The sequence below is a fragment of the Gracilimonas sp. genome (assembly GCF_014762685.1).
In the GTDB taxonomy this organism is placed as follows: domain Bacteria; phylum Bacteroidota; class Rhodothermia; order Balneolales; family Balneolaceae; genus Gracilimonas.
Genome location: NZ_JABURM010000005.1, coordinates 1667009 through 1689401, shown reverse-complemented (window position 1 = coordinate 1689401; position 22393 = coordinate 1667009). Strand labels below are relative to the sequence as shown.

Below are 22393 nucleotides of genomic sequence, written 5' to 3'. Positions count from 1 at the left end.
CCTTAGTTTTTTTCTATTGATTTTGGGTTTAATTCTTGCTGTTTATCTAAGGTAGTATCAGCCTGCATAAGGGAATCTTGCAGGGCATTAGCCTCTATGGCCGAATCAATATGTGCCTGAATGTATTTTTCTTCAGCTTGTAATCTTTCTAATGCCTCACCTATTCGTTTTACTTGCTGTTCTACGTGCCTTTGGTAGTATTGGTGAGAAGTTGCATACTGTTCTTCGGTAACATCGTAATTTTCGTATACAACTAATTTCAGAGAATCAACATCAATACTGCTATCAACGTTAGCATTACGATAGGTTATGATATGCTGTATTTCCACCATCAAGTCGATGTATTTATCTTCGGGAATGAGGTTTTTGGGTTTAGGAATTTCTTCAGGCCCCACACAAGCTGATAAAATCAGTGCAGACAGCAACGTTCCCAACCCGATACAAAAGATATTTTTCGTGAATTTGGAAACCATAAAAATCAGGAAGTTGGGTCTTTAGGATTAAGCGGCCGCATAGTGATCTCATTGATTAGGAAATTATCATCGGTCTCAAGGAGGAACTTTACCGTGCTCGAGATATCGGTTGTTTTCATCATATTCGGATGATTTTCCATGCCGTCAATTTTCTGAAACAAGTTAGTGTCAATAGAGCCCGGAAATACGCAGGTGACTTTGATGCCATCATACCGCAGTTCTTTAAACAGTGCCTCGCTGAAACCTCGAACGCCAAATTTGCTGGCATTATACCCGGAAATGGTAGGATTGCCCAGTAAACCGGCAATAGATGCTATATTGATGATGTGGCATGTTTGTTCGCTTTCTTTCATCAGCGGGACGATAAGCCGGGTGAGGTAAAAAATTCCGTTCAGGTTTACATTAATCATCGAATGCCATTCATCCATAGTAAGTTCATCCACATTAGCCGAATACATTACTCCGGCATTGTTGATAAGGATGTCCGGCCTATGGTTTCTGCTAAACGTACTATCTGCCCATTTTTCTAAATCATCTGCTTTGGAGATATCCATTTTTACAGGGTGAAATTTATCCCCCAATGATTTTTGAAGGTCTTTGAGTTTGTTTTCACTGCGCGCAAGCCCATACACTTCGGTACCATTTTCAACGAGCATTTTGCTAAATTCAGCACCTATTCCACTGCTGGCTCCGGTTACGATGGCAATTTTTGAATCAAGATTCATTATAAAAGCTGTATTTTGTTTTAAATTTCTGGTGTAAAAGTACTACAAAAAGATGAGTAAAATCGATTCCAAAACTTCAAATAATATCCTGTATCTGGATGTTGGGAATTCTTCCATAAAAGGTGCATATAAAAAAGGTGTTAAATGGGAAGCCTTGCATACTGAAAAGCACATTTCAGCACTGGAGCTTATAAATTGGGTAAATACTCATCCTGAATCATTTACTGAGGTTGTGATCTCAAGTGTTCGTAAGGATGTGCAGGAGGCCATTCGCCAGCATCTGAATAAGGTTATGGTTCGAGAGTTAACAGTCGGTGATATACCGCGTGAATTATTTGATTATGAAACTCCTGAAACTTTGGGTATCGATAGGTTTTTAGCTTGTTATGGAGCCACTAATCAAACTACCGAGTCAGTGGTAGTTATTGATGCCGGTACGGCTATTACCATAGATTTCATGGATCAGGATGATGTATATCACGGCGGAGTGATTGCCCCGGGGCTATCCGGTTTTGGAGAGATACTGTCGCAGAAAGCTCCGGCGCTGCCCAATGTAGAGATGGAAATTCCACATACCTGGCCTGGAAAAAGTACCGTTGATTCTCTTAAATGGGGACAAGCAGGATTCTATAAAATGGCGATCGAAGGAATACTCAAAAAATATGAAGATGAATTTGGTTCCTTTGATCTTTTTATAACCGGTGGCGACGGAGCGTTGATCGAAGCTATGATTGAACGCGATAGTAAATTGCGTCCTTTTTTAGTTTTTGATGGAATGAAACGCTTGAAAGAAAAAATTTCCAATACATAAAAAAGGGAATGATCGGAAATCATTCCCTTTTGTGAAATATGTTGACCGGATGGAATGCTAGTTGCCAAGATCAGCTTCTGAAACGCGCTCTCCTTTATCTTTAACGTAGTGGTCCATCCATTGAACCCAACGGGTCCAAAGGTCTAGTAATGTTTCTTCTGCTGCAGGTCCGTGCGCTTCATGTGGATACATATACATAGCAGCTGTTTTGCCAATTCCATTCAGGGCATGAAACATGCGGTGGGAGTGGATTGGCCAGGTGCCTACATTCTGATCTGCTGCGCCGTGATACATTAATAAGGCTCCGTCCATTCGGTCGGCCCAAAAGATAGGGGTCATTTGTACATAACGGTCAAAACCTCTCCAAAGATCTCTCGGTTCACGCTGAAACCCAAGGGGGGTGAGTGTTCGGTTGTAGTTCCCGTCTCCGGCAATGCCGGCTTTGAAGAATGAAGTATGAATCATGGCGTTTGCTGTTCCGAAGGCACCATAACTATGTCCGCCAATGGCCATTCGGTCACGATCAATGTATCCGCGTTTTGCGGTGCTGTCAATAACAACGGTACTGTTCTGAACGATGCTCCAAACGAATCCGTCATTTGGGTCACCCATTTCTGCTGAAATTGGCCAGTCAGAATTAATTACTGCATATCCTCTTTTAACCAATATATCTATAGACCGGTGATAGACTCTGGGAAAGTCATTTTTGTTATGTCTGCGTTGACGTTCATCGTAATCTTCCTGATCATCAAACTCTGATGGGTAATGCCAGATAATACCGGGCAGTGGTGTGCCATCCCAATTTGCGGGAAGGGTAACTTCTACCCAAAATTCAAAACCATCAGCACGTTTAACCTTAAAGCGTTCTCGCTGAGCCTGAGTGACGGCTGAATTATAATCTACATTTGAGGTTAGCTTAGATTCATTGCCATTTTCCAGGTTAATTAGCCATGAATCGGGCTGCATCTGTGGAGATTCCCGGGAAACGACTATTTCCGTGATCTCATTATCCAAAACGGCTGTTACATTTTCATAGATATCTTCAGCACTTTGGAAAATACGCTCCTTTTCTGCGGAGCGAATATCAACTCTGTCGATAAATGGACGAGGCGCATTTTCCTCATAGTCTTCATAATACTGAGTGCCTGATAAGAATACGCTATTCTGATCCGGTGAAACCCTGACTACAGAAACACCCATATCTCCAGTAAAATCCATAAGGTTTCCGGGATCTTCATAGAAATCATCATCTTTATGATCTATGATGGTATAGGTCTCTGCAGTATCAGTAAGGAAAACAGCGTAAATCAACTCTTTGTTTCTCGAAGATTCTTCAATAAATAAAATTTGAGTATCTGGAGAATAGGCTACTGACTCCATTTCTTTTTCAGTTTCATAAATCGTGTTCATATCCTCTTCACCGAAAGGAGGCATCCATTGGATCACCCGATCCATTTTCTTGTCCTCTTCCGTTTCTTCATCGTCTTCTTTAGAATCGGAATCGTCTGCATCATCAGGATCCCGGTTGTCATTATCGGCATCTCTTGTCGGGCTCATACCTTCACCGGCTTTTGCAAGAAGACTTAAACCCTCACCGTCAGGTCGCCATTTAATATCCCGGCGTCCATAATTTTCAACTTCATCGTAGTCTTGTATACCTTTACGGATCTCACTATTTCGAAGTTCGACCATCTTATTTCCGTCAAGATCCCAGATCTCCTCAACCCAGCCAAAGCTGTAAACGGGGACGATGTATGAGAAGGGTTCGGTCATTTCTTGAAGAATGATATATTCTCCGGAAGGATCGGGATCAATATTACGGATCATAGCCGGTTCACCTATCTCAAGGGTGCGGCGATTGTCTACATTAATACGAGTCAATTGTCCGGTGGTGTGATACTTCAGAAGCTCAGCTTCGAACTTTCCGCCTAAAAGGTCAGGATAAGTGCGCAATCGGTTTTCCTTACCCGTGGTCATTTTAACCTGAAGTGTAGTCGGTGTTTCAGATTCTTGAGGCTCGTTTCCACGGTCATCGGGAACAAGTACTGTGAAAATATACTGGCCGTCAGCCGACCATTCAAAGGAGGTATTAAGAGTAGCTAAAACAGGACGACGTGTCACTTGCCTGGATCGGCCGTTTTCAGGATTTGCAACATATATGTGTGTTTCATTACCAAAATGAGCAAAATACGCTACTTTTGATCCGTCCGGTGACCACGAAGCACTGCTAATCTGAGCATTATCCGGTGTTTGGATACTTGAGATTTCTCCATCCCGGGCACCAATTAATTGTAAACCGCTGGTAGTATTTGTTGTAAAATGCCGACTTCTGTTTGCATCAGGATTAAACTGCAATCCGCCAAGATTATAATATGGTTTTGCAAAAGCGGAAAGAGGTGACAGGGTGCGGTTCTGTGTGGTATTTAAAAAATATTCTTGAGAAGGAGCAAGATCATATAATGTGACATTTTGATGCCGGGGAGCTAATACTTCTTCAGCAATTTCATCGGGAGGTGTCAGGTATTGCTCTCTTAAATCAGGTGGACTTTGAGCAAATGCTGTATCTTGGGTATTTACAAACAATATCAGAAGTAAGACTGTAGGGAGAGTAGCAGCGGTTATTTTTTTCATCTTTTGTGCTTTAAGATATGTTATAGTTTTGGCTAGAGCAGGCTTTGTCACAAAAAAGAAAATAAAAAATTAAAAAGCTTAGACTTTTACAGTTCTTATAATGTGGTTAAAAAAGATAAGTTTTATGAAAACTCATTCATTTTTCCGCGGATAAGTGCTGAAACCATATCCAAAGCTACTTTATTTTTACCGCCGCGGGGAATAATGATGTCTGCATAGCGCTTGCTGGGTTCTACAAATTCAAGATGCATGGGACGCACGAATTTTTCGTACTGAGCAAGTACACCATCCACCGAACGGCCCCTTTCTTGAATATCGCGCTGCAAACGGCGGAGAAGACGAACATCATCGTCGGTATCCACAAAAATTTTAACATCCATGAGCTTTAATAATTCAGGCTCCGAAAAAATAAGGATGCCGTCAATCAGTATAACATCGGAAGGAGTAGCCGTGATTGTTTCTTCTTTGCGGGTATGAGCTTCAAAATCATATACCGGAACTTCTATGGGGTAACCTTCCATCAACGCCTGAATATGGCGAATCATGAGTTCGGTTTCGAGTGAAGCGGGATGATCAAAGTTTTGTTTTACACGTTCTTCGAAGGGGAGGTGTTTAAGCTCGCGATAATAAGAGTCATGTTCGAGCCTGAGGATGTTATCTTGGGCAAATTCCTCACAGATGTAATTTACCACGGTGGTTTTTCCGGAGCCGCTTCCTCCCGCGACCCCTATAACTAAAGGTTTAGACATTCATTTTTTAATTTGAAGAGACGTTATACGCTTGTTTCTTCTCGTATTCAACTTTGTAATCGCGAATGGCCCGGAAAAGAGCAGAAGCCATAATATTTTGCCCATAATCACTGGTTAAGAATCGTTGTTCAGCGGGATTGGTTATAAACCCTAATTCTACCAAAACGGCAGGCATTGAAGCTTCGAAAAGAACCTGGAAGGGAGCTTGCTTTACGCCTCTGGATTTTCGCTGTGCCCGGGATCTAAATTGGTCTTCAATCATATAGGCTATTTTTTCGCTTGTAGAAATATAACCGCTGTGTGCAAGTTCATAAATTAAAAGATCATCTTCGGTTAATTCTTGGTCAATTTCTTCTTTGAAAACACTGTTTTCCCTTTTCATAACTTCAAGAGAAGCCTTGCTTTTTGAAAGCCCTAAAAAGTAAACCTCGGCCCCACTTACATATTGATTATGAAATGAGTTGCAATGAATGGAGACATATAGATCAGCTTCAGCGAGATTTGCAAAATGCCCTAATTCAGCTAAACCAAGGTATGAATCATCGGTACGGGTATAAACGACCTCTACATCAGGGAGGTGTTCTTCAATATACGCCCCTAATTTTTTTGCAACGTCTAATGTAATTTCTTTTTCTTTTACTCCTTTGTATCCAATGGAGCCGGGATCCCAGCCACCGTGTCCCGGATCAATAACAATTTTATCAAATCGAAGCTTATTTTTTACGGTGTTGTATAAGCCGTTATATGAATCAGGAGGGGAAACATCCAGTGCATCTTCAGAAACAATCTCCTCATACCAGTTTCTGGCTAAAAATTGCTGGGTATAGCGTTCCAGTTCTTCCTGGTTTGATTCAGTAAGGCCAACTAAAACGTCTGCACCATTTTTATCAATATAAGCGTTTGACTTGTAGTAAGCGTCATTGGTGAGGTAAATGTCAACGCCATAGCCATACTCTAATTTATATAATCGCACTTCCTTAAGCTTTTCACTTTGTTCAGGAAGCATAATACCTGTAGTATCAATATCCTCATCATATAAGACCATTTGAATCAGGTCTTGTGCAGGCTGAATGATTTGGAAAGAATCGACCGGTGCGGTTAGGTGATAACGTATCACATACCCCATGCCATCACTGCGTGCTGTATTAGAAACTCTTTGAAGATGGGTTTGAGCCAAACTGTCTGCAAAAATAAACAGAGAAATAAACAACAAAGGAAGCGCTTTTAAAAGGAAGGTATTGCGCATTTTTGTGCCGGGATTTTAGATTCGGAAAATTATTTACCTAATAGATGATAATGTTAATGTAAGATATTCTTCAAATCATTGAAAGAGTTCCGAAAAAAGGATAAAGTATGCCACTGATTGCTATGAATGATTTCATACTATTAGATTAAATATTAGCTATGCTCTAGTGCGTTATACACTTCAGTATTTAAATTTGAAATCGACCAATAAATAGATGGGCTCTGAGTATTCCAGGAAAAAAATAGTTGAAGCATTTCAAACTAAATGGCTTGCTGAAACCAGGAAGAAGCTGTTAACCTTATTAGAAGCTGATGCTCAGAAATTGAAGGTTTTGCTGGAAAATACCCTGAAACATGTAAAAAGTGGAGAAAGGGATAAGGGATTTCAGGCATTAATTGATCAGCTTAAACCTAATGAACCGGATAAAGAGGGAGATACACAAGATCATGAAACTCCTTTACAATGGGTACAACAGATTCAGCCAATCATAAAGGAGATTCCTAAACAAGTAATTTTGGAACAAGAGGAGCAGCGTTTTAAGGGAGATTCATCAAATTCGGTATTTATTAAAAGCGGAAAATTTATAAAGCGCGCTGCCAGAGGATATCAGAATGGGCTTTATAATATTAGAAATAGATTCGGAAATATTTCTGAACCTGATTCCAAGACTGTTCCGGTATGGACTCAAACTATTCCTCTTCAGGGGATTATAGCAGTTAATCTTTTGGATTTTAACAGATGGATGCGAGATTGGAATCATCAGTTTAGAAAATTAGAAGCCGAGCTGTTGCTTGAGTTTGAAATGCGAAATTTATATTCCGGCGGACTTAGACATCTTAGAGAGAAAAATGATGGAAGTTCTGGTGAAGAAGTGTCAACCAAAAAGGCAAGTGAAGAATCAGAACATAAATCCTATGAAGAAGACACTGAAGTATTCTTTCAAAAAACCATAGAGAAAATTGATGAGGTCCGGAAAAGTCAGCTTAATTCGCTGGAAGAATTAACCGGAAAAATTATCTACAGCGTAGTTGAAGCAATTTCAGTTACAGATACAATTGAGCGTGATGCAGATGAATATTCTGAGGACAAAGTTGTTCAAAAGGAGTGGCAGGTATCGCTTGAAACACGAGAGGTAAAATCTATATGGAATAAGTTAAAGATTGTTTTGGCAAACCGCGTGACGCTTTCTTTGGATTTTATTCGGTTACATAGTCAGGCTCAGGAACGGGTTGAGGGATTTAGGCAGTCGTTAGAAGAATTTTTTGGTGCTAATCTGGCAGTTCATAACAATAAATTAATGGAGATGCTTGAGGAAGCCATTGGTATTTTTGATAAAGCGGAAGAGCATTCTTTAAAGGAAGTACAGGTACTGAGTACAGAGCATCGTGAAAAAATGAATGAATTTATTGAGCAGAACCTACTCTCACTGCTTGATGAATATACTGAAAATGCAACGCTCAGCAGAAAACTTGAAAGGTTTACATCTGCAATTCCGGAATGGACTAAAGAATTGCCCGAAAAAGCCGTTTTAATAGAAGAATTAGACTTGGAGGCGGATCCTCCCATATATGAATTTGAAGAGGTTGAATGGCGGGCGCTGGTGCAACGGGTGATTAGTAATCATCTGGCCAAAGAATTTATGCCGAAAGAAGTGAAGCTGGAACAGTTTTTGGAAGAAATAAGACAAGGGCTGAAGGAAATCTCCCAAATCATTTACACCAATCTTGAAATTGTGGACGAGGTTGAGAAATCGGATGGGGAAGATCCTGGATATGTGGTTCGTGAAGGTTTGAGCCGAGCCAAGACCAAGCTTCAGGAGATTTCCGAGAGGATTGATGAACGAAGAGATGGGCTGACTTTAAAACTGACAGAAAAAACCGAATCGGCATTTTTAAAATTGGCCATGCTTCTGGAAAAACAGGATGTAACGGAAGTTCGATTGGCCGGGGCGGAATATAAGGCCAAAGAAACTGCTGTTGACTGGAAAACGAAACTGCAGGTTCAATGGGCGAACACAGAAGAAAAGACAGAACTTTTTGCGCGTTTTATCTGGAAAAAGATTAAGCAATATTTCAGTTTAGCAAGAAGATTATTGGGATTTGCTGAAAAAGAGAAGATGGAAGGGGATAAAACAGATTTAGCTACTTTTCTGTCTGAGACAGATGAGCAAATTGAACAGCTTCCATTTATTTACAGACGACTATTTGATTTTCATAAAGAGGTAGATGAACGATTTTACATTCGCCGGTCTGAACAGTTCAATCGTCTTAAAAAAGGTTATGAATTATGGCAAAATAACTTTCCTTCCACTTTTGCTATTGTTGGAGAAAAAGGGAGCGGGAAGAGTTTATTTATTCGCCTTCTGATGGGTGAGGTATTGACCAAAAGCGAAGTAATCGAGATTAATTTTGAGGATACTATCTGGAAGCCTGAACATGTTATAGAAAAAGTGAGCAATGGCTTAAAACTGGATGATATTTCAACAATAGATGAACTCATTGATGCGATTGGCCGAAAGAAGAAACGTATAGTTGTAATACTGGAAAATGTACAGAATTGTTATATCCGAAATATTTCAGGCTACGAAGCTATAGAACATTTAATGTTTCTGATTTCAGAAACGAATAAAAATATTTTATGGATAACGAGCAGTACCCGCTACGGATGGTTGTTTTTGGATAAAGTATTAAACGTGGCTGATTATTTTACCCATATGGTACAAACGGATAATTTAAATTCAGATCAAATTGAAGATCTGATTTTAAAACGTCACAGGGCAAGCGGTTATCAGCTTAAATTTCTACCTGATGAGACCACAAAAAAAGCAAGAAGTTACCGTAAGCTGATGGATGATGAAGAAAAGACGCAAGAATTTCTTCAAAAAAAATATTTTGAGCGATTGTCTAAGCTGGCTGAAGGAAACCCATCCATAGCCATGATATTTTGGATTCGCTCCATCAAAGAGCATGATGATTCTCACTTTTACATAGCTCCTTTTGAGTTCGGAGCCATAAACAGAATTGATGAACTGGAAAGCCCCGAACTTTTTGCCTTAGCCGCATTTGTATTACACGATTCGCTGATGCCCAATGAATTGTCTGAGATTCTTCATCAGCCTTTAAGAGACAGTAAAGTGATGGTTTCGAGACTTACCTCAAGTAATATTATTTATAAAACTGAGCATGGTTTTGTGCTCAATCATCTTATTTACCGGCAGGTAGTTCGGGTTTTAAAAGAAGCAAATTTTATACATTAAAAGTCATGCATTTATTAAATAAAATATCTGTTTTTATTGCTGTTTTGATGGCGGGAATTAGCGTCCCTTTTTCAATATCGGCTCAAACCGGTCCACCATCAGGATCACCGGCTGATACATCACAAATAAAGGACTTAGCCGCCGATTCTATCTTTATGCAGAAAATAGATTCTCTGCTTAATCAAAGATTAGCACGTTTGGATTCCGTGGCTCAAAACATACAGGGAAGCTCACGAACAGCGATAGATTCTGCCGCATCAGAGTTTGAGGGAGAAGCCCAACAGGCACTTGCCCGGTTAGAGCAGGTAATCTCATGGAAGAAAGTAATTTTTGTTATTCTCTTTTTTATGGCCATTTACTATGTGACGGCTTTTATAAGTAGGGTTTTGGATAACTTTTCTGAGAGGGTTTCAAAGTATCGCCTCCGCATTAAAAGAATGATCCCCATATTCAGGGTAGTTTTATGGACTTTTGCCATTTATGTAGCTATTGCCGGAATAATTCAACCACCGTATGCAACGGTGATAACCGTAATGGCTTCAGTGGGAATTGCAGTAGGATTGGCTTCACAAGATGTTCTTAAAAATCTTTTTGGAGGGGTGATGCTGATTTTGGATCGTCCATTCCAGGTAGGTGATAAAATACAATTTAATGATCATTATGGAGAGGTACAGCAAATCGGTTTGCGTTCAAGCCGAATTGTTACTCCCGGGGATTCAATTGTTACTATTCCAAACGGAGAATTAATTAAAACAGCGGTAGCAAATGCCAACACCGGAGCATTAGACTGCATGGTTATTACTGAAATATTTCTACCGGCGGAGTGTCCTGTAGAAGAGGTTAAAGAAATTGCTTATAAAGCAGTTATTTCATCTCGATTTGTATACTTACAAAAACCTATTAGTATTTTGATTGAGAATGAGATGCACCAACGCCGATTTATTTTAAAGCTGAAGGTTAAGGCTTACGTACTGGATATTCGCTATGAATTTCCTTTTCAAAGTGATGTCACGGAACTGATACTTGCAGAATTGAATAGGAAAGGAATTATCACAAATGAAGAAATAGTTGAAAAAATTCATAACCATTAAAATAATCTCCAATTTTAACATGAAAAGAATCAAACCCTTACTATCCGTCTTTTTGATGATCGTATTGCTTTATGCATGTACGAGTGAAAATGAAACTTCCATGTCTATTGATGACCGTCTAAGCCAATATACCTCCTTTACGTTAAAAGCAGATCTGTCTGATTTGTCGGAAAATCAGAAAAAAATGATTCCGCTTTTAATTGATGCCGCTAAGGAAATGGAAAAAGTGTTTTGGCTTCAGGCTTATGGGAATAAAGCTGAACTGCTTACTCAATTGAGTTTGAAACAGCAACGATTTGCTGAAATTAATTATGGGCCCTGGGACCGTCTGAACGGTAACGAGCCATTTATTCAAGGGGTCGGTGAGAAGCCGGCCGGAGCTAATTTTTATCCTGCTGACATAACTAAAGAGGAATTTGAAGCATGGGATTCAGAGGATAAAAATAGTTTATATACCTTAGTACGCCGGGCGGAAGATGGTTCGTTGCTTACCATACCGTACAGTACTGCATTTGCCGAAGAGCACCAAAATGCAGCTGCTAAATTGAATGAAGCGGCTGAATTGGCTGAAGATCCCGGTTTTAAGAAATATCTGGAATTACGGGCTGCAGCTTTACTGAATGATGAGTATCAGGAAAGTGATTTAGCATGGATGGATATGAAGAATAATTCCATAGAATTGGTCATAGGCCCAATCGAAACATATGAAGATCAGCTCTTTGGATATAAAGCCGCTCACGAGGCTTTCGTGTTGATTAAAGACAAGGAGTGGAGCGACCGCCTTTCGAAATATGCGGAGGTGTTACCGGAATTACAACGCGGGCTTCCTGTTCCGGAAGAATACAAATCAGAAACACCCGGTACAGATTCAGATTTGAATGCTTATGATGCCGTTTATTATGCCGGAGATGCCAATGCTGGCTCCAAAACGATTGCAATCAATTTACCAAATGATGAGCAGGTACAGTTGGAAAAAGGAACCCGCCGGTTACAGCTGAAAAATTCAATGCGAGCCAAATACGATAAAATCCTGGTTCCAATCTCCGAAGTCTTGATTGCAGAAGACCAACAGCAATACATTAGTTTTGACGCATTTTTTGGAAATACGATGTTCCATGAGGTGGCTCACGGTTTGGGAGTTAAAAACACAATTACCGGCAAGGGAACTGTTCGTGAAGCATTGCAAAACCATGCATCAGCCCTCGAAGAAGGCAAGGCAGATGTACTCGGGTTATATATGGTGAATTCCCTGCGTGAAAAAGACATGATCGAAGACGGGAGTCAACAAGAAGATTACGTGACTTTCCTGGCCAGTATTTTCCGTTCTATTCGTTTTGGTTCTTCCAGTGCCCACGGACGCGCCAATTTGATTCGGTTCAATTATTTCCGGGAATTGGGGGCGTTTAGTTATGACCCGGCGACTGAAACTTACCGTATCAATTTTGATAAGGTAGGGGAAGCAGTAGATGCTCTATCTGAAGAGATCCTGACTCTCCAGGGTAACGGAGATTATGAAGCAGTAGATGCCTTTGTGAAAAAATATGCTGTGCAAACAGACCAGCTAAAAGCTTCTTTGGATAAACTATCTGAGCAAAATATTCCGGTAGACATAACTTTTGAGCAAGGTGTGGATGTATTGGGGCTGTAGCTATAATTAAAATATCATTGGGGCTAAAATATAAATAGCCCCTATGATACAGGAATTAATTTGGCCAACCCGTTTTTCGCATCGTAAGTAATTTTTAGATATGACTCGCTGTCTTCATCATAAACCTTAATGGAAATTTCCTGATTGAATTTAATTTCGTCAATCTCGTGAGGTTTAATCATTAGCGGTTCCACGTATTCGGTATCCAACCCACGCATAGTTTTGAGTTCTTCATTCAGGAAGTCCATGTATTCCAGCTTCAAATTTCCTTCACGAATAAAGGTTATAATGAGTGAATAAGCCACCTGACCTGCATAAGAAAAGCGCTCTTGCAGTTGTGAATTAAGCTTACGGACATCTTGTTGTCGGGAATAAAAGTAAAACTTTAATGCTTTTTCGAACAAAATTTTGTCTCGATCATTCAATATCTTTGTAATAGTATCCATGTACTGAAGTTAAAACCAATAATCGAAAAAAGTCAGGAGCATTTATGTCAGCTACACCATCAACCATGCTGGAATTAGGAACCAGAGCGCCGGATTTTAATCTGCAGAGCGTGAACGGTGGGAATCTTTCACTTAGTTATGCCGACCAAAGCAAAGGATTTGTAGTGATGTTTATTTGTAATCACTGTCCATATGTGCTGCATATTGAAGATGAACTAGTCAAAGTTGCAAAAGAATATATTGCGAAAGGAATTGGGTTCATTGCTATCAGTTCTAATGATATTGAGAAATACCCGGAAGATCGTCCCGAGAAAATGGCTGAAAAAAATTATCCATTTCCTTATTTGTATGATGAAACACAGGAGGTGGCTAAAGCATATAAAGCCGCTTGTACTCCGGATATTTTTGTATTTAACGAGAATCGGAAACTCGTTTACAGAGGGCAATTTGATGACAGCCGTCCTAAAAACGGAAAGTCGGTCACAGGTAAAGATTTGAGAAAAGCATTGGATGCTGTTCTTGCTGGGAAAACAATTCCTGAACAGCAGCAGATTCCCAGTGTAGGTTGTAATATTAAATGGAAACCCGGCAATGAACCGGATTATTTTGGGTAAATAAATGAACAAACAACAACTGCAAAAACTCCGCGGAGAATACTCCAAAAATTCTCTTGATGAATCAAGAGTAGATCGAAATCCGATCAAACAGTTCGAGAAATGGATGTTTGAAGCATTGGAATCCGGGGTTCCGGAGCCAAATGCCATGATCCTGGCAACTGTTGATGCAAATCATAAACCAAAAGCCAGGGTCGTTCTGTTAAAGGAAGTGGATGATGGGAGCTTCATCTTTTATACCAATTACTCGAGTGATAAAGGGAAGGAATTGCAGCAAAATCCCAATGCCTCACTTTGCTTTATGTGGCTGGAATTAGAACGGCAGGTTCGAATTGAAGGAGTGACTGAAAAAATCCCAAAATCGGTAAGTGAAGAGTATTTCAAACAACGGCCTTATCAAAGTCAGTTGGGAGCTTTGGCTTCCAATCAAAGTGAAGTAGTAGAAGGCCGGGAAGTGCTGGAGGATCGTTTTGATGAGTTAGAAAAAAAATATAATGAAGGAGAAGTCCCGATGCCGGATACCTGGGGTGGCTACCGCCTAATACCCGAGGCAATTGAGTTTTGGCAGGGACGGAGAAGCCGGTTGCATGATCGGGTGAAATATGAATTGCAAAATGGAAACTGGACTATAAAAAGACTCTCGCCATAAGGAATGCCCAAAATAAAAGAGAAGCGAATGGAAGAGCTGCCCAAGCTCAAAAATACGCTGGTTTATACAGAATTTGATAAAGATCATCCTGCTCCAAAAGGGAAGTGGAATTCAGAGGTTTTCACGAAAGCTCAGCCCATAGTTTTAGAACTGGCCTGTGGAAAAGGAGAGTATTCAATTGGATTGGCCGAGATAGAACCTCAAAAAAATTATGTCGGGATTGATATCAAGGGAAACCGGATGTGGGTAGGGGCGACCGAAGCACTGAATAGAAATCTGGATAATGTTCGATATTTAAGAGGTTTCATTGATCATCTGGATCAGTTTTTTGGCAAAGATGAAGTGGATGAAGCCTGGATTGTATTTTCAGATCCCTATATAAAAAAAGAGAGGAAACGCCTTACTGCCCCTAAATTCCTGACAACCTATCGGAAAGTGATGAAGCCCGGGGCCGTTATTCATCTGAAAACCGATAGTGATGTTTTATATGAATACACCAAGGAAATTATAGATCAAGAGGGTATGGAACTGTTGGAAGATGAGCCGAATGTACATAAAAATCGACCGGTTCACCCAAAACTCTCAATTATTACGTATTACGAAGAAATGCACTTGGAAAAAGGAAAAACGATTAAGTATTTGTCCTTTCGATTAGGGTAATAGTCTGCTTTTAATTCCGTTCTGAGATTAGAAACTTCCAAATTTTTATTTTCAAAAGCCCCCAACTTGATTTTCATCTTGGAATGATTAACTTGAGTAGTTAACACCGTTAACCAAAATCAGGAAATGAACGAAGAAACCCCATTAAGAGATCAGATTTTAGATATCAGCCGGCACATGCTGTTTGAGGATGGGTATAGATCTTTATCTATGCGAAAGATTGCTAAAAAAGCGAATGTGACAGCTACAAGTATCTATCTGTATTTTGACAACAAGGATCATCTCTTGCATACTTTGATTGAGGAATCGGTAGAAGATTTAAGTCAATTTATAGAATCAAGAGCTCTTTTAATAGACGACAGCATAGAGCGGTTCAAAACAATCATAGAAAGCTATGTGGAGTTTGGAATAGGCCATCCGGAAAAGTATGAAATCATTTATCAGGTTCGTCCGGATGCAATGGCCCGATATCCCAAGGAAAAGTTCAGAAAAGCTCGCCGATGCTATGAGCTTTTGGTCAAGACCATAGAAGAAAGTGTCTCAAAAGGACTGATGGAGGTTGGAAACCCGGTAGTAGCCGCTTATTCGATTTGGGCTCAATTACACGGGATTGTATCGGTTGTTTTAAATAAAAGATTAGACAGTCGCATTGATCAGCAGCAATTTATTGAGGATTCTATTGAGCTTGTGGTTCAGGGATTCTTAGTTCGGACAACAGTATCATAAACGAAGGATAACATCATGGAAGCAATTATGGATTTAGTAGGATTTTTTAGTGAGGTATCACTTTGGGCCTCGATTGGTTCGGTAGTTTTATTAATGCTGGTAATGGGATATACCGGAGCTCCTTTATGGTTATGGGCGATTGCCGGTTATTTCGGGTTGGTTGGTTTAGACGCCCCTCTATGGCTTTTTATAACCTATACAGTGTTGGTGTTGGTTTTCAATGTGAAGCCTATTCGCCGGGTGGCTTTGAGTGGTCCGCTTATGAAGTTACTGGATGCAATGAATTTCCTGCCCAAAATTTCGCAAACAGAACAAACTGCAATTGAGGCGGGTAATGTATGGGTTGAAGGAGAGCTGTTCTCAGGGAAGCCCAACATGAAACGTATTTTGGATGAACCATATCCCGAATTGACTGATGAAGAGCAAGCTTATATGGACGGGCCGGTTGAGCAACTTTGCAGTATGGTGACGGACTGGGATGTGATGGTTCGTAAAGATTTTACAGAGGAAGCTTGGGAGTTTATGAGAAAGGAGAAATTCTTTGGGTTAATTATTCCAAAGAAATATGGCGGGCTTGAATTTTCTGCAACGGCACACAGTGCTATTGTCGCTAAATTAGCCTCCAGATGCGGACCATTGGCCACAACGGTTATGGTACCAAATTCTTTGGGGCCTGCAGAATTACTGCTTCACTACGGAACTGACGAACAGAAAGATCATTACCTGCCTCGCCTTGCTACAGGTCAGGAAATGCCATGTTTCGGGCTTACAGAACCAAATGCAGGTTCTGATGCGGGGAGCATGCGATCAGAAGGTGTGGTTTTCAAGGGAGAAGATGGAGAGCTTTATTTGAGATTGAATTTTGAGAAACGCTATATCACCCTTGCTTCCATTTCTACAGTAATAGGCTTGGCATTTAATTTAAAGGATCCGGATCATTTATTGAGTGAAAAGGAAAATCGGGGAATTACCTGCGCACTTATTCCTTCAAACCAGGAAGGTGTGGTATTAGGTCGGCGTCATGACCCGTTAGGGATACCCTTTCATAACTGCCCGATTAACGGTAAAGATGTGGTAGTGCCGATTGATGCCATTATCGGTGGAGAAGATGGAGCCGGAAACGGATGGCGTATGTTAATGGAATCTTTGGCAGTAGGGCGTGGGATTTCATTACCGGCACAAAGTGTGGGAGGCTCAAAGGTGGCTACGCGGGCAATTGGGGCCTATACGGCTATCCGTAAGCAATTTGGTTTGAACATAGGAAAGTTTGAAGGTATTGAAGAGCCAATGGCTCGCATCGGTGGCTATACGTACCTGATGGAAGCTGCCCGAAGATATACAACCGGAGGTTTAGACAGTGGGCAAAAACCGGCTGTAGTTACAGCGATTGCCAAATATAATTTCACAGAACTGGGCCGTGAAATCGTGAATGATGCGATGGATATTGTAGGTGGAGCCGGGATTTCCCGTGGTCCTCGTAATATCTTTGCAAGCAGCTACACCGCTATGCCTATTGCAATTACCGTAGAGGGCGCGAATATTCTTACCCGAACCTTAATGATTTTTGGGCAGGGCGCTATTCGCTGCCATCCGTATGCATATAATGAAATTGATGCGCTGATGAACAAAGACGTGAAGGCCTTTGATGATAATTTTTGGAAACATATTGGACATGTGGCCACAAATAAAGTACGATCCTTCTTGCTGAGTATTACAAGGGGGCGTTTGGCAGGTTCACCTGTCAACGGGCCGTCAGCCAAGTATTTTAGAAAACTGGCTTGGGCATCAGCTTCGTTTGCATTCTTTTCTGACATAGCACTGGGGTCTTATGGTGGCGCGCTCAAAATGAAGGAAAAAATAGCCGGACGCTATGCTGATATTCTCAGCTATATGTATTTGGCTTCAGGCACATTAAGACGCTTTGAAGCTGAAGGAAGAAGAGAAGCAGATCGTCCGTATTTTGAATGGGCAATGGAATACAGTTTCTGGAAAATACAGAGAGCTTTTGAAGGTATTCTCCGGGAAATTAAAGTACCCGGTTTGAGTTGGGCATTTCGGATTGCAGGAGTTTGGTCACGACTAAATCCGATTGGAACCTACCCATCAGATAAACTTGGGCATCAAGTAGCCCAGGCTATGCAGACTCGCGGCGAAGATCGGAATCATATTACAAAAGGTATTTTTATGCCAAAAGATAAAGATTCAGCTATAGGCCGATATGAGTACGCCATGCAGCTGAATGAAGAAGCATGGCCGGCATTCAAGAAGCTATACAAAGCTATTAAAACCGGTGAGCTTCCAAAAGAACCCTATTTGGATATTGCTGATCTTGCCACAGAAAAAGGAGTGCTCAGCAAAGAAGAGGCTGAACTGGTAAAGAAAACCGAAAGGGTCCGTAATGATGCCATTCAGGTAGATGAATTTACATTGAATGAATACATGAATGAAACACCGAGTAAGCCTTTTGGGGATGGAGCTCCTCCCAAAGAAGTTTCCGAACACATGAAATGACCGTACCAACTAATTTATTAGAGAAGAAAGGAAATCACAGATATAATTTATTGAGGTATTAAAGCCACGAATCTGTGATTTCCTTTTCAATTAGTTATTTCTTCTTATCTGAAATAAGGTATTCGTTACGATGGCAGCCATGGACACTATGGTAGATAAAATAGCAATTCGCTCCTGAGGTGATAAACGTGCTTGTTTTTCTTTTGGAGGAATTATAAGTATTGACCCCGGTTTTACATCCGGATAAGATTTAAAAAATAGGAACTTCTTGGTTCTGTCCACTTCTCCATTTGCATAAACGATATATGCGCGACGGGTATTCGCTTGTTCTGTAAACCCACCGGCGGCACTGACGTAGTTTCTAAATGATCGTGAATCATCAAAACGGGCATTGATGGGGTATAGGACTTCTCCCCTGATTTGGACGGTTTGAAGCCTTTTTGGAACTTCAATGACATCACCCGGCTGAAGCAGCATATCAAATTCTGAATCTGGATTGTTGAGTACTTCTTGGAGCTTGATGCCTACCTGGGAAAGTGATTCCACCCGTTGTGTGGTAACCGAGTCTTCAATATTAAGCTCTAACTTATCGATATCGGTATCAAATTGACGGGTAAGTGAAGCCCCTTCAGGATAAGCAAACCTTGTGAGTCCCCCGCTTTTATCAAGAAGGTCGCTGAGTCGGAAGTCTCGCGTACTTAAAGCATACTCTCCCGGATACATGACCTCTCCGGTTATACGAACAGTTTGTTGGACTTCGTAAGAAGGAGATTTGCGAACAAAAACCTGATCGAATGGCTGCAATTTAATTTCTTCAAGTTCAGAAGAATATTGTAACCCGTTTTCAATGCTTACCGTAATGATTTCGGCAATTTCATTTTGAATTGTTCCTGAACGGTCATCTTCTATGCGGCGTGCAATTTCGATATTGTAAGGGGCGGCTTCGTCTCTGAAACCATCAGCTTCAAATATCAAATCCTTCAACGAACTGTTTTCTACAAATCGATAAGATCCAGGACTTAACACAGAACCGCTAATTGTAACCGTTCTTAATTCACGCAGATCAAAAATAGAAGAAATTCTGATTCTGTCATCTTTAACAAGCTTCACATCATTAGAGGAAGAATCGGCCATTAAAGCATTAAGGTTTACGGGAATAGCCTCAATAGTGTAATCCGGTCGGGTTCTGTAAATCACGGCACGCTCTAAAAACGCATCTCCCATAAGGCCTTCTGCATTGTTTATCAATGTATAAAGGGTAGGGTTTTGTTCAAGTTCATAAATTCCCGGCCTGAAAACAGCCCCTTCTATTTCAATTTTATTTTCGTATCGGTCTAAAACCTTTTGAATGGTAATGACGTCCCCGGATTTTAGTACCGTATTACCTTGATCCGGATACTGAATGTCTACAATTTTTTTCTCGGTATCAGTTTTACGTTCTACTTTTATTCTTTTTGTATAAGCATTTTGAGTAAATCCTCCGAAATAGTCTAAAAGATCATTGAACGTTTCCCCTTCAACTGTTTCAAAAAGACCAATATTTTTAGCCTCTCCTTTTACAGAAATACGATTTATGTAGGGATCAACTTTGATAATATCCTGATCCTGTAAGTTGATATTATCTGACAAATCACCCGATGCTAAAAAGTTATACAAGTCTACTTCCTTGTAAACATCACCGTTTCTCAGAACTTTTATAGAACGATAAGTTCCGTCTTTACTGGGGCCGCCGGCAGCGTATAAAGCATTAAAGACAGAAGACAATGACGACAAGGTGTAAGTTCCGGGCACTTTTACTTCACCTACAATACTCACCTTTATACTCCGGACATTACCTAAAGAAATTTGAACATAGGTGTTTTTATTTTCACCGCGCAGCCCGGAATAAATGGAAGCTAATTCATTGGTTAATCTTTGTCGAGCTTCTTCAATGGTCAAACCATTTACAAAAACCGGTCCGATATTACTGATATTAACAGCACCTTCCGGGTTTATATTAAGTTGATAGGTGTTTTCTGAAGCCCCCCAAACATCTATGATTAATTCATCACCCGGACCCAAGACATAATTTGTCGGGGTAGGGATGTTCATGGAAGGCTCAAAAGTGAGATATTCATTGGTGAAAATATCGGACCCAAAAACGGTAGAAGAGTCCGGCTCTTCCTGACTGAGAAGCATACCAAGGGTGTCAACTCTTACGGAGCGGTAAGATGATAATTCAGTGGGTTGCCCACTTTTTCCCTGTTGAGTCCTTGTGCGACGATCTCCTGTTTGCTGATCATCGTTCTGTCGGGAAGAATTTCTAACTTCATTAATTCTTCTCCTTAGCTTGCTTACCTCTGCAGGATCCATGCCTCGTGCAATTGCCAAAGTTTCCACATCGGAAATCGTCAAACCTCTTTCTTGCATGCGCTCATAAAGCTGAACAATCTGATTATCACTTAAATCATCAACCCGAATATTTTCAAAGTCAATGCCAACATCCTGAGCTAAGAGAGGAAGGCTAAAAAGCATAAAAATAAAACCAAAAACAGTATATTTTAAGAGTCGCATCCAGAAATGTAGATTTATGATATTTGTTGTTATATAAGTGACTTTAACCAAAAGTAGTATACAGAATTAGACAAGTTAAGAAACAAATAATTAAAGCACTAAAATGAACTCGTTGGGAACCAATTTTATTGCCAGGCCATGAAAAGTTCTATTCAGTGACGTTTCGATTATTTTAGTCTGATATTTTCAATTATTGATAAAAGAAGAGCACTTCATGAAAGAAAAGCTGCATAAGCAACATTTAATTTTGGAAGAAGTAGTTGATAAATTCATTTCGAATGGTTTCTTCGAAATGAATTTGTCGTCTTTTTTCTCCGGTTTAGAAACATCGGAAAAAATTTGGGTGTTAGGAGCTGGAAAAGCTTCGGTAGAAATGGCCTATCAGCTTGAAGAGCATTTTGGTTCAGCCATAAAAGACGGGATTATAATATCCCCAAACAAAACACATAAATTAGACCGAATTCAGGTTTTTACCGGTACTCATCCCTATCCATACCAAGATTCAGTTTCAGCATCTTATGAATTATGGAAACTCGCCAGACGGATACCAAAGGAGGATACCGTCGTGTTTTGCTTATCAGGAGGAGCATCTTCATTGTTTTGTATTCCTGCAAACGGAATTGAGCTTGACGAATTAAGAAAAACCTATAAACTCCTGTTAAATTCGGGTGCTTCTATTCATGAAGTAAATGCGGTCCGAAAACACCTTTCTGAAACCTCGGGTGGGAAATTAGGGCAACTTCTTTCTGACAATAATTTAATCTCTATTGTACTTTCTGATGTGCCTGGTGACGACCCGGAAATCATAGGGAGCGGGCCTACAGTACCCGATTCTTCTACATTTAAAGCGGCATTTCAGATTCTTAAGAAATATAGGTTATGGGAAGAAGTGCCTCATTCTATTCGTATTTATCTTTCAAAAGGGATGCATGGTGATGTTGATGAAAATCCTAAGCCCGGCCATCAGGAATGGAAAAATCATCATTTGAAAGTGATTTCAGGGGCTAATATTCTGGCTGAAAATGTTGGGAAATTTTTAGTGAAAAAAGGGTTTAACACTCAGGTAGCTTCCAAGGCATATAATATAAGTGTCAAAAAAATATCTAAAGATATATGCAGTGATGCCATTTCAGTTTTAAGCAAGAAATCAGGTCTTAAAGCACCGGCTGGTCTGATTTATTTTGGAGAGAGCACCGTAGATGTAACCGGTGACGGAAAAGGAGGGAGAAACCAGGAATTAGCTTTGAATGCAGCTATTTCTGTAGAAGGACAGCATGCTATTTCCCTTCTGAGTTTTGCAACGGATGGTATTGATGGTCCGACTGATGCTGCGGGAGCGATTGTAAATTCAGAAACAACACTGAAAGCGCGAAAACTTAAATTAAGCCCGGAAGATTATCTCCAGCAAAACGATTCATATCACTTCCATGAAAAAATGAATACCCTTCTTAGAACCGGTCATACCGGGAATAATCTAATGGATTTACAAGTTGTACTGATTGGATGAGGATGTTTTTTAAAAAACTGACATCTGAGATAGAATAATATTCCTATTAAAAGAATAATAAAGAATATTATTCTTTTAATAATGCTTAAACATAATA

Annotated in this window: 17 protein-coding genes; 10 read left to right on the top strand and 7 right to left on the bottom strand. The window is 40.3% G+C overall.

Annotated features, from left to right (window positions below):
- Positions 1–2: 2 nt before the first annotated feature.
- Together HUJ22_RS07670 and HUJ22_RS07665 are read right to left on the bottom strand one after the other, a co-directional pair.
- A complete protein-coding gene (locus HUJ22_RS07670) occupies positions 3–473 on the bottom strand; it encodes a DUF4296 domain-containing protein (protein WP_290875872.1) in 471 nt (156 codons plus the stop codon).
- Between the two features lie 5 nt (positions 474–478).
- A complete protein-coding gene (locus HUJ22_RS07665; RefSeq protein ID WP_290875870.1) occupies positions 479–1198 on the bottom strand; it encodes an SDR family oxidoreductase in 720 nt (239 codons plus the stop codon).
- Positions 1199–1250: 52 nt separating this feature from the next.
- On the opposite strand from HUJ22_RS07665, the gene HUJ22_RS07660 reads away from it, so the two are divergent.
- Complete coding sequence (locus HUJ22_RS07660) at positions 1251–2009, top strand: type III pantothenate kinase (protein WP_290875868.1); 759 nt, start codon at positions 1251–1253, stop codon at positions 2007–2009.
- A gap of 57 nt (positions 2010–2066) precedes the next feature.
- Here HUJ22_RS07660 and HUJ22_RS07655 read toward each other — a convergent pair whose 3' ends face one another.
- From HUJ22_RS07655 to HUJ22_RS07645, 3 genes are all read right to left on the bottom strand, one after another.
- Complete coding sequence (locus tag HUJ22_RS07655; RefSeq protein ID WP_290875866.1) at positions 2067–4640, bottom strand: prolyl oligopeptidase family serine peptidase; 2574 nt, start codon at positions 4638–4640, stop codon at positions 2067–2069.
- 122 nt (positions 4641–4762) lie between these two features.
- Positions 4763–5389, bottom strand: coding sequence for a uridine kinase (udk, locus tag HUJ22_RS07650; protein WP_290875864.1), 627 nt, complete (start codon positions 5387–5389; stop codon positions 4763–4765).
- 7 nt (positions 5390–5396) lie between these two features.
- Entirely contained in the window at positions 5397–6635 is a 1239-nt protein-coding gene (locus HUJ22_RS07645) for an N-acetylmuramoyl-L-alanine amidase (RefSeq protein ID WP_290875862.1), read from the bottom strand.
- A gap of 214 nt (positions 6636–6849) precedes the next feature.
- Between HUJ22_RS07645 and HUJ22_RS07640 the strand changes: the two genes are divergently transcribed.
- Genes HUJ22_RS07640 through HUJ22_RS07630 form a run of 3 tightly spaced genes read left to right on the top strand, consistent with a single transcriptional unit; the run spans position 6850 to position 12630 of the window.
- Positions 6850–9891 carry a hypothetical protein gene (locus tag HUJ22_RS07640; RefSeq protein ID WP_290875859.1) on the top strand — a complete coding sequence of 1014 codons (3042 nt, stop codon included), beginning with the start codon at positions 6850–6852 and terminating at the stop codon, positions 9889–9891.
- 5 nt (positions 9892–9896) lie between these two features.
- A complete protein-coding gene (locus HUJ22_RS07635; RefSeq protein WP_290875857.1) occupies positions 9897–10982 on the top strand; it encodes a mechanosensitive ion channel domain-containing protein in 1086 nt (361 codons plus the stop codon).
- Positions 10983–11001: 19 nt separating this feature from the next.
- Positions 11002–12630, top strand: coding sequence for a Zn-dependent hydrolase (locus tag HUJ22_RS07630; protein WP_290875855.1), 1629 nt, complete (start codon positions 11002–11004; stop codon positions 12628–12630).
- 41 nt (positions 12631–12671) lie between these two features.
- Here HUJ22_RS07630 and HUJ22_RS07625 read toward each other — a convergent pair whose 3' ends face one another.
- Positions 12672–13076, bottom strand: a complete 405-nt coding sequence (locus HUJ22_RS07625; RefSeq protein ID WP_290875853.1) for a hypothetical protein — start codon at positions 13074–13076, stop codon at positions 12672–12674.
- Between the two features lie 44 nt (positions 13077–13120).
- Between HUJ22_RS07625 and HUJ22_RS07620 the strand changes: the two genes are divergently transcribed.
- The 5 genes from HUJ22_RS07620 to HUJ22_RS07600 all read left to right on the top strand — a co-directional run bounded on the left by HUJ22_RS07620 (position 13121) and on the right by HUJ22_RS07600 (position 18236).
- On the top strand, positions 13121–13690 hold the full coding sequence (locus tag HUJ22_RS07620) for a thioredoxin family protein (RefSeq protein ID WP_290875850.1): 570 nt from the start codon (positions 13121–13123) through the stop codon (positions 13688–13690).
- A 4-nt stretch (positions 13691–13694) separates the two neighbouring features.
- The gene (gene pdxH / locus HUJ22_RS07615) at positions 13695–14339 is read left to right on the top strand and encodes a pyridoxamine 5'-phosphate oxidase (protein ID WP_290875848.1); all 645 of its coding nucleotides are present in this window, start codon (positions 13695–13697) and stop codon (positions 14337–14339) included.
- Between the two features lie 3 nt (positions 14340–14342).
- Complete coding sequence (gene trmB, locus HUJ22_RS07610) at positions 14343–14999, top strand: tRNA (guanosine(46)-N7)-methyltransferase TrmB (RefSeq protein ID WP_290875845.1); 657 nt, start codon at positions 14343–14345, stop codon at positions 14997–14999.
- A 126-nt stretch (positions 15000–15125) separates the two neighbouring features.
- Positions 15126–15725, top strand: coding sequence for a TetR/AcrR family transcriptional regulator (locus tag HUJ22_RS07605; RefSeq protein WP_290875843.1), 600 nt, complete (start codon positions 15126–15128; stop codon positions 15723–15725).
- A gap of 15 nt (positions 15726–15740) precedes the next feature.
- A complete protein-coding gene (locus HUJ22_RS07600; protein ID WP_290875841.1) occupies positions 15741–18236 on the top strand; it encodes an acyl-CoA dehydrogenase in 2496 nt (831 codons plus the stop codon).
- A 90-nt stretch (positions 18237–18326) separates the two neighbouring features.
- Here the strand turns inward: HUJ22_RS07600 and HUJ22_RS07595 are convergent, their stop codons facing one another.
- The gene (locus HUJ22_RS07595; protein WP_290875839.1) at positions 18327–20789 is read right to left on the bottom strand and encodes an SLBB domain-containing protein; all 2463 of its coding nucleotides are present in this window, start codon (positions 20787–20789) and stop codon (positions 18327–18329) included.
- Between the two features lie 214 nt (positions 20790–21003).
- Between HUJ22_RS07595 and HUJ22_RS07590 the strand changes: the two genes are divergently transcribed.
- Positions 21004–22296 (top strand): DUF4147 domain-containing protein, encoded by a 1293-nt coding sequence (locus tag HUJ22_RS07590; RefSeq protein ID WP_290875836.1) that lies wholly within the window; start codon positions 21004–21006, stop codon positions 22294–22296.
- The last annotated feature ends 97 nt before the right edge of the window (positions 22297–22393 follow it).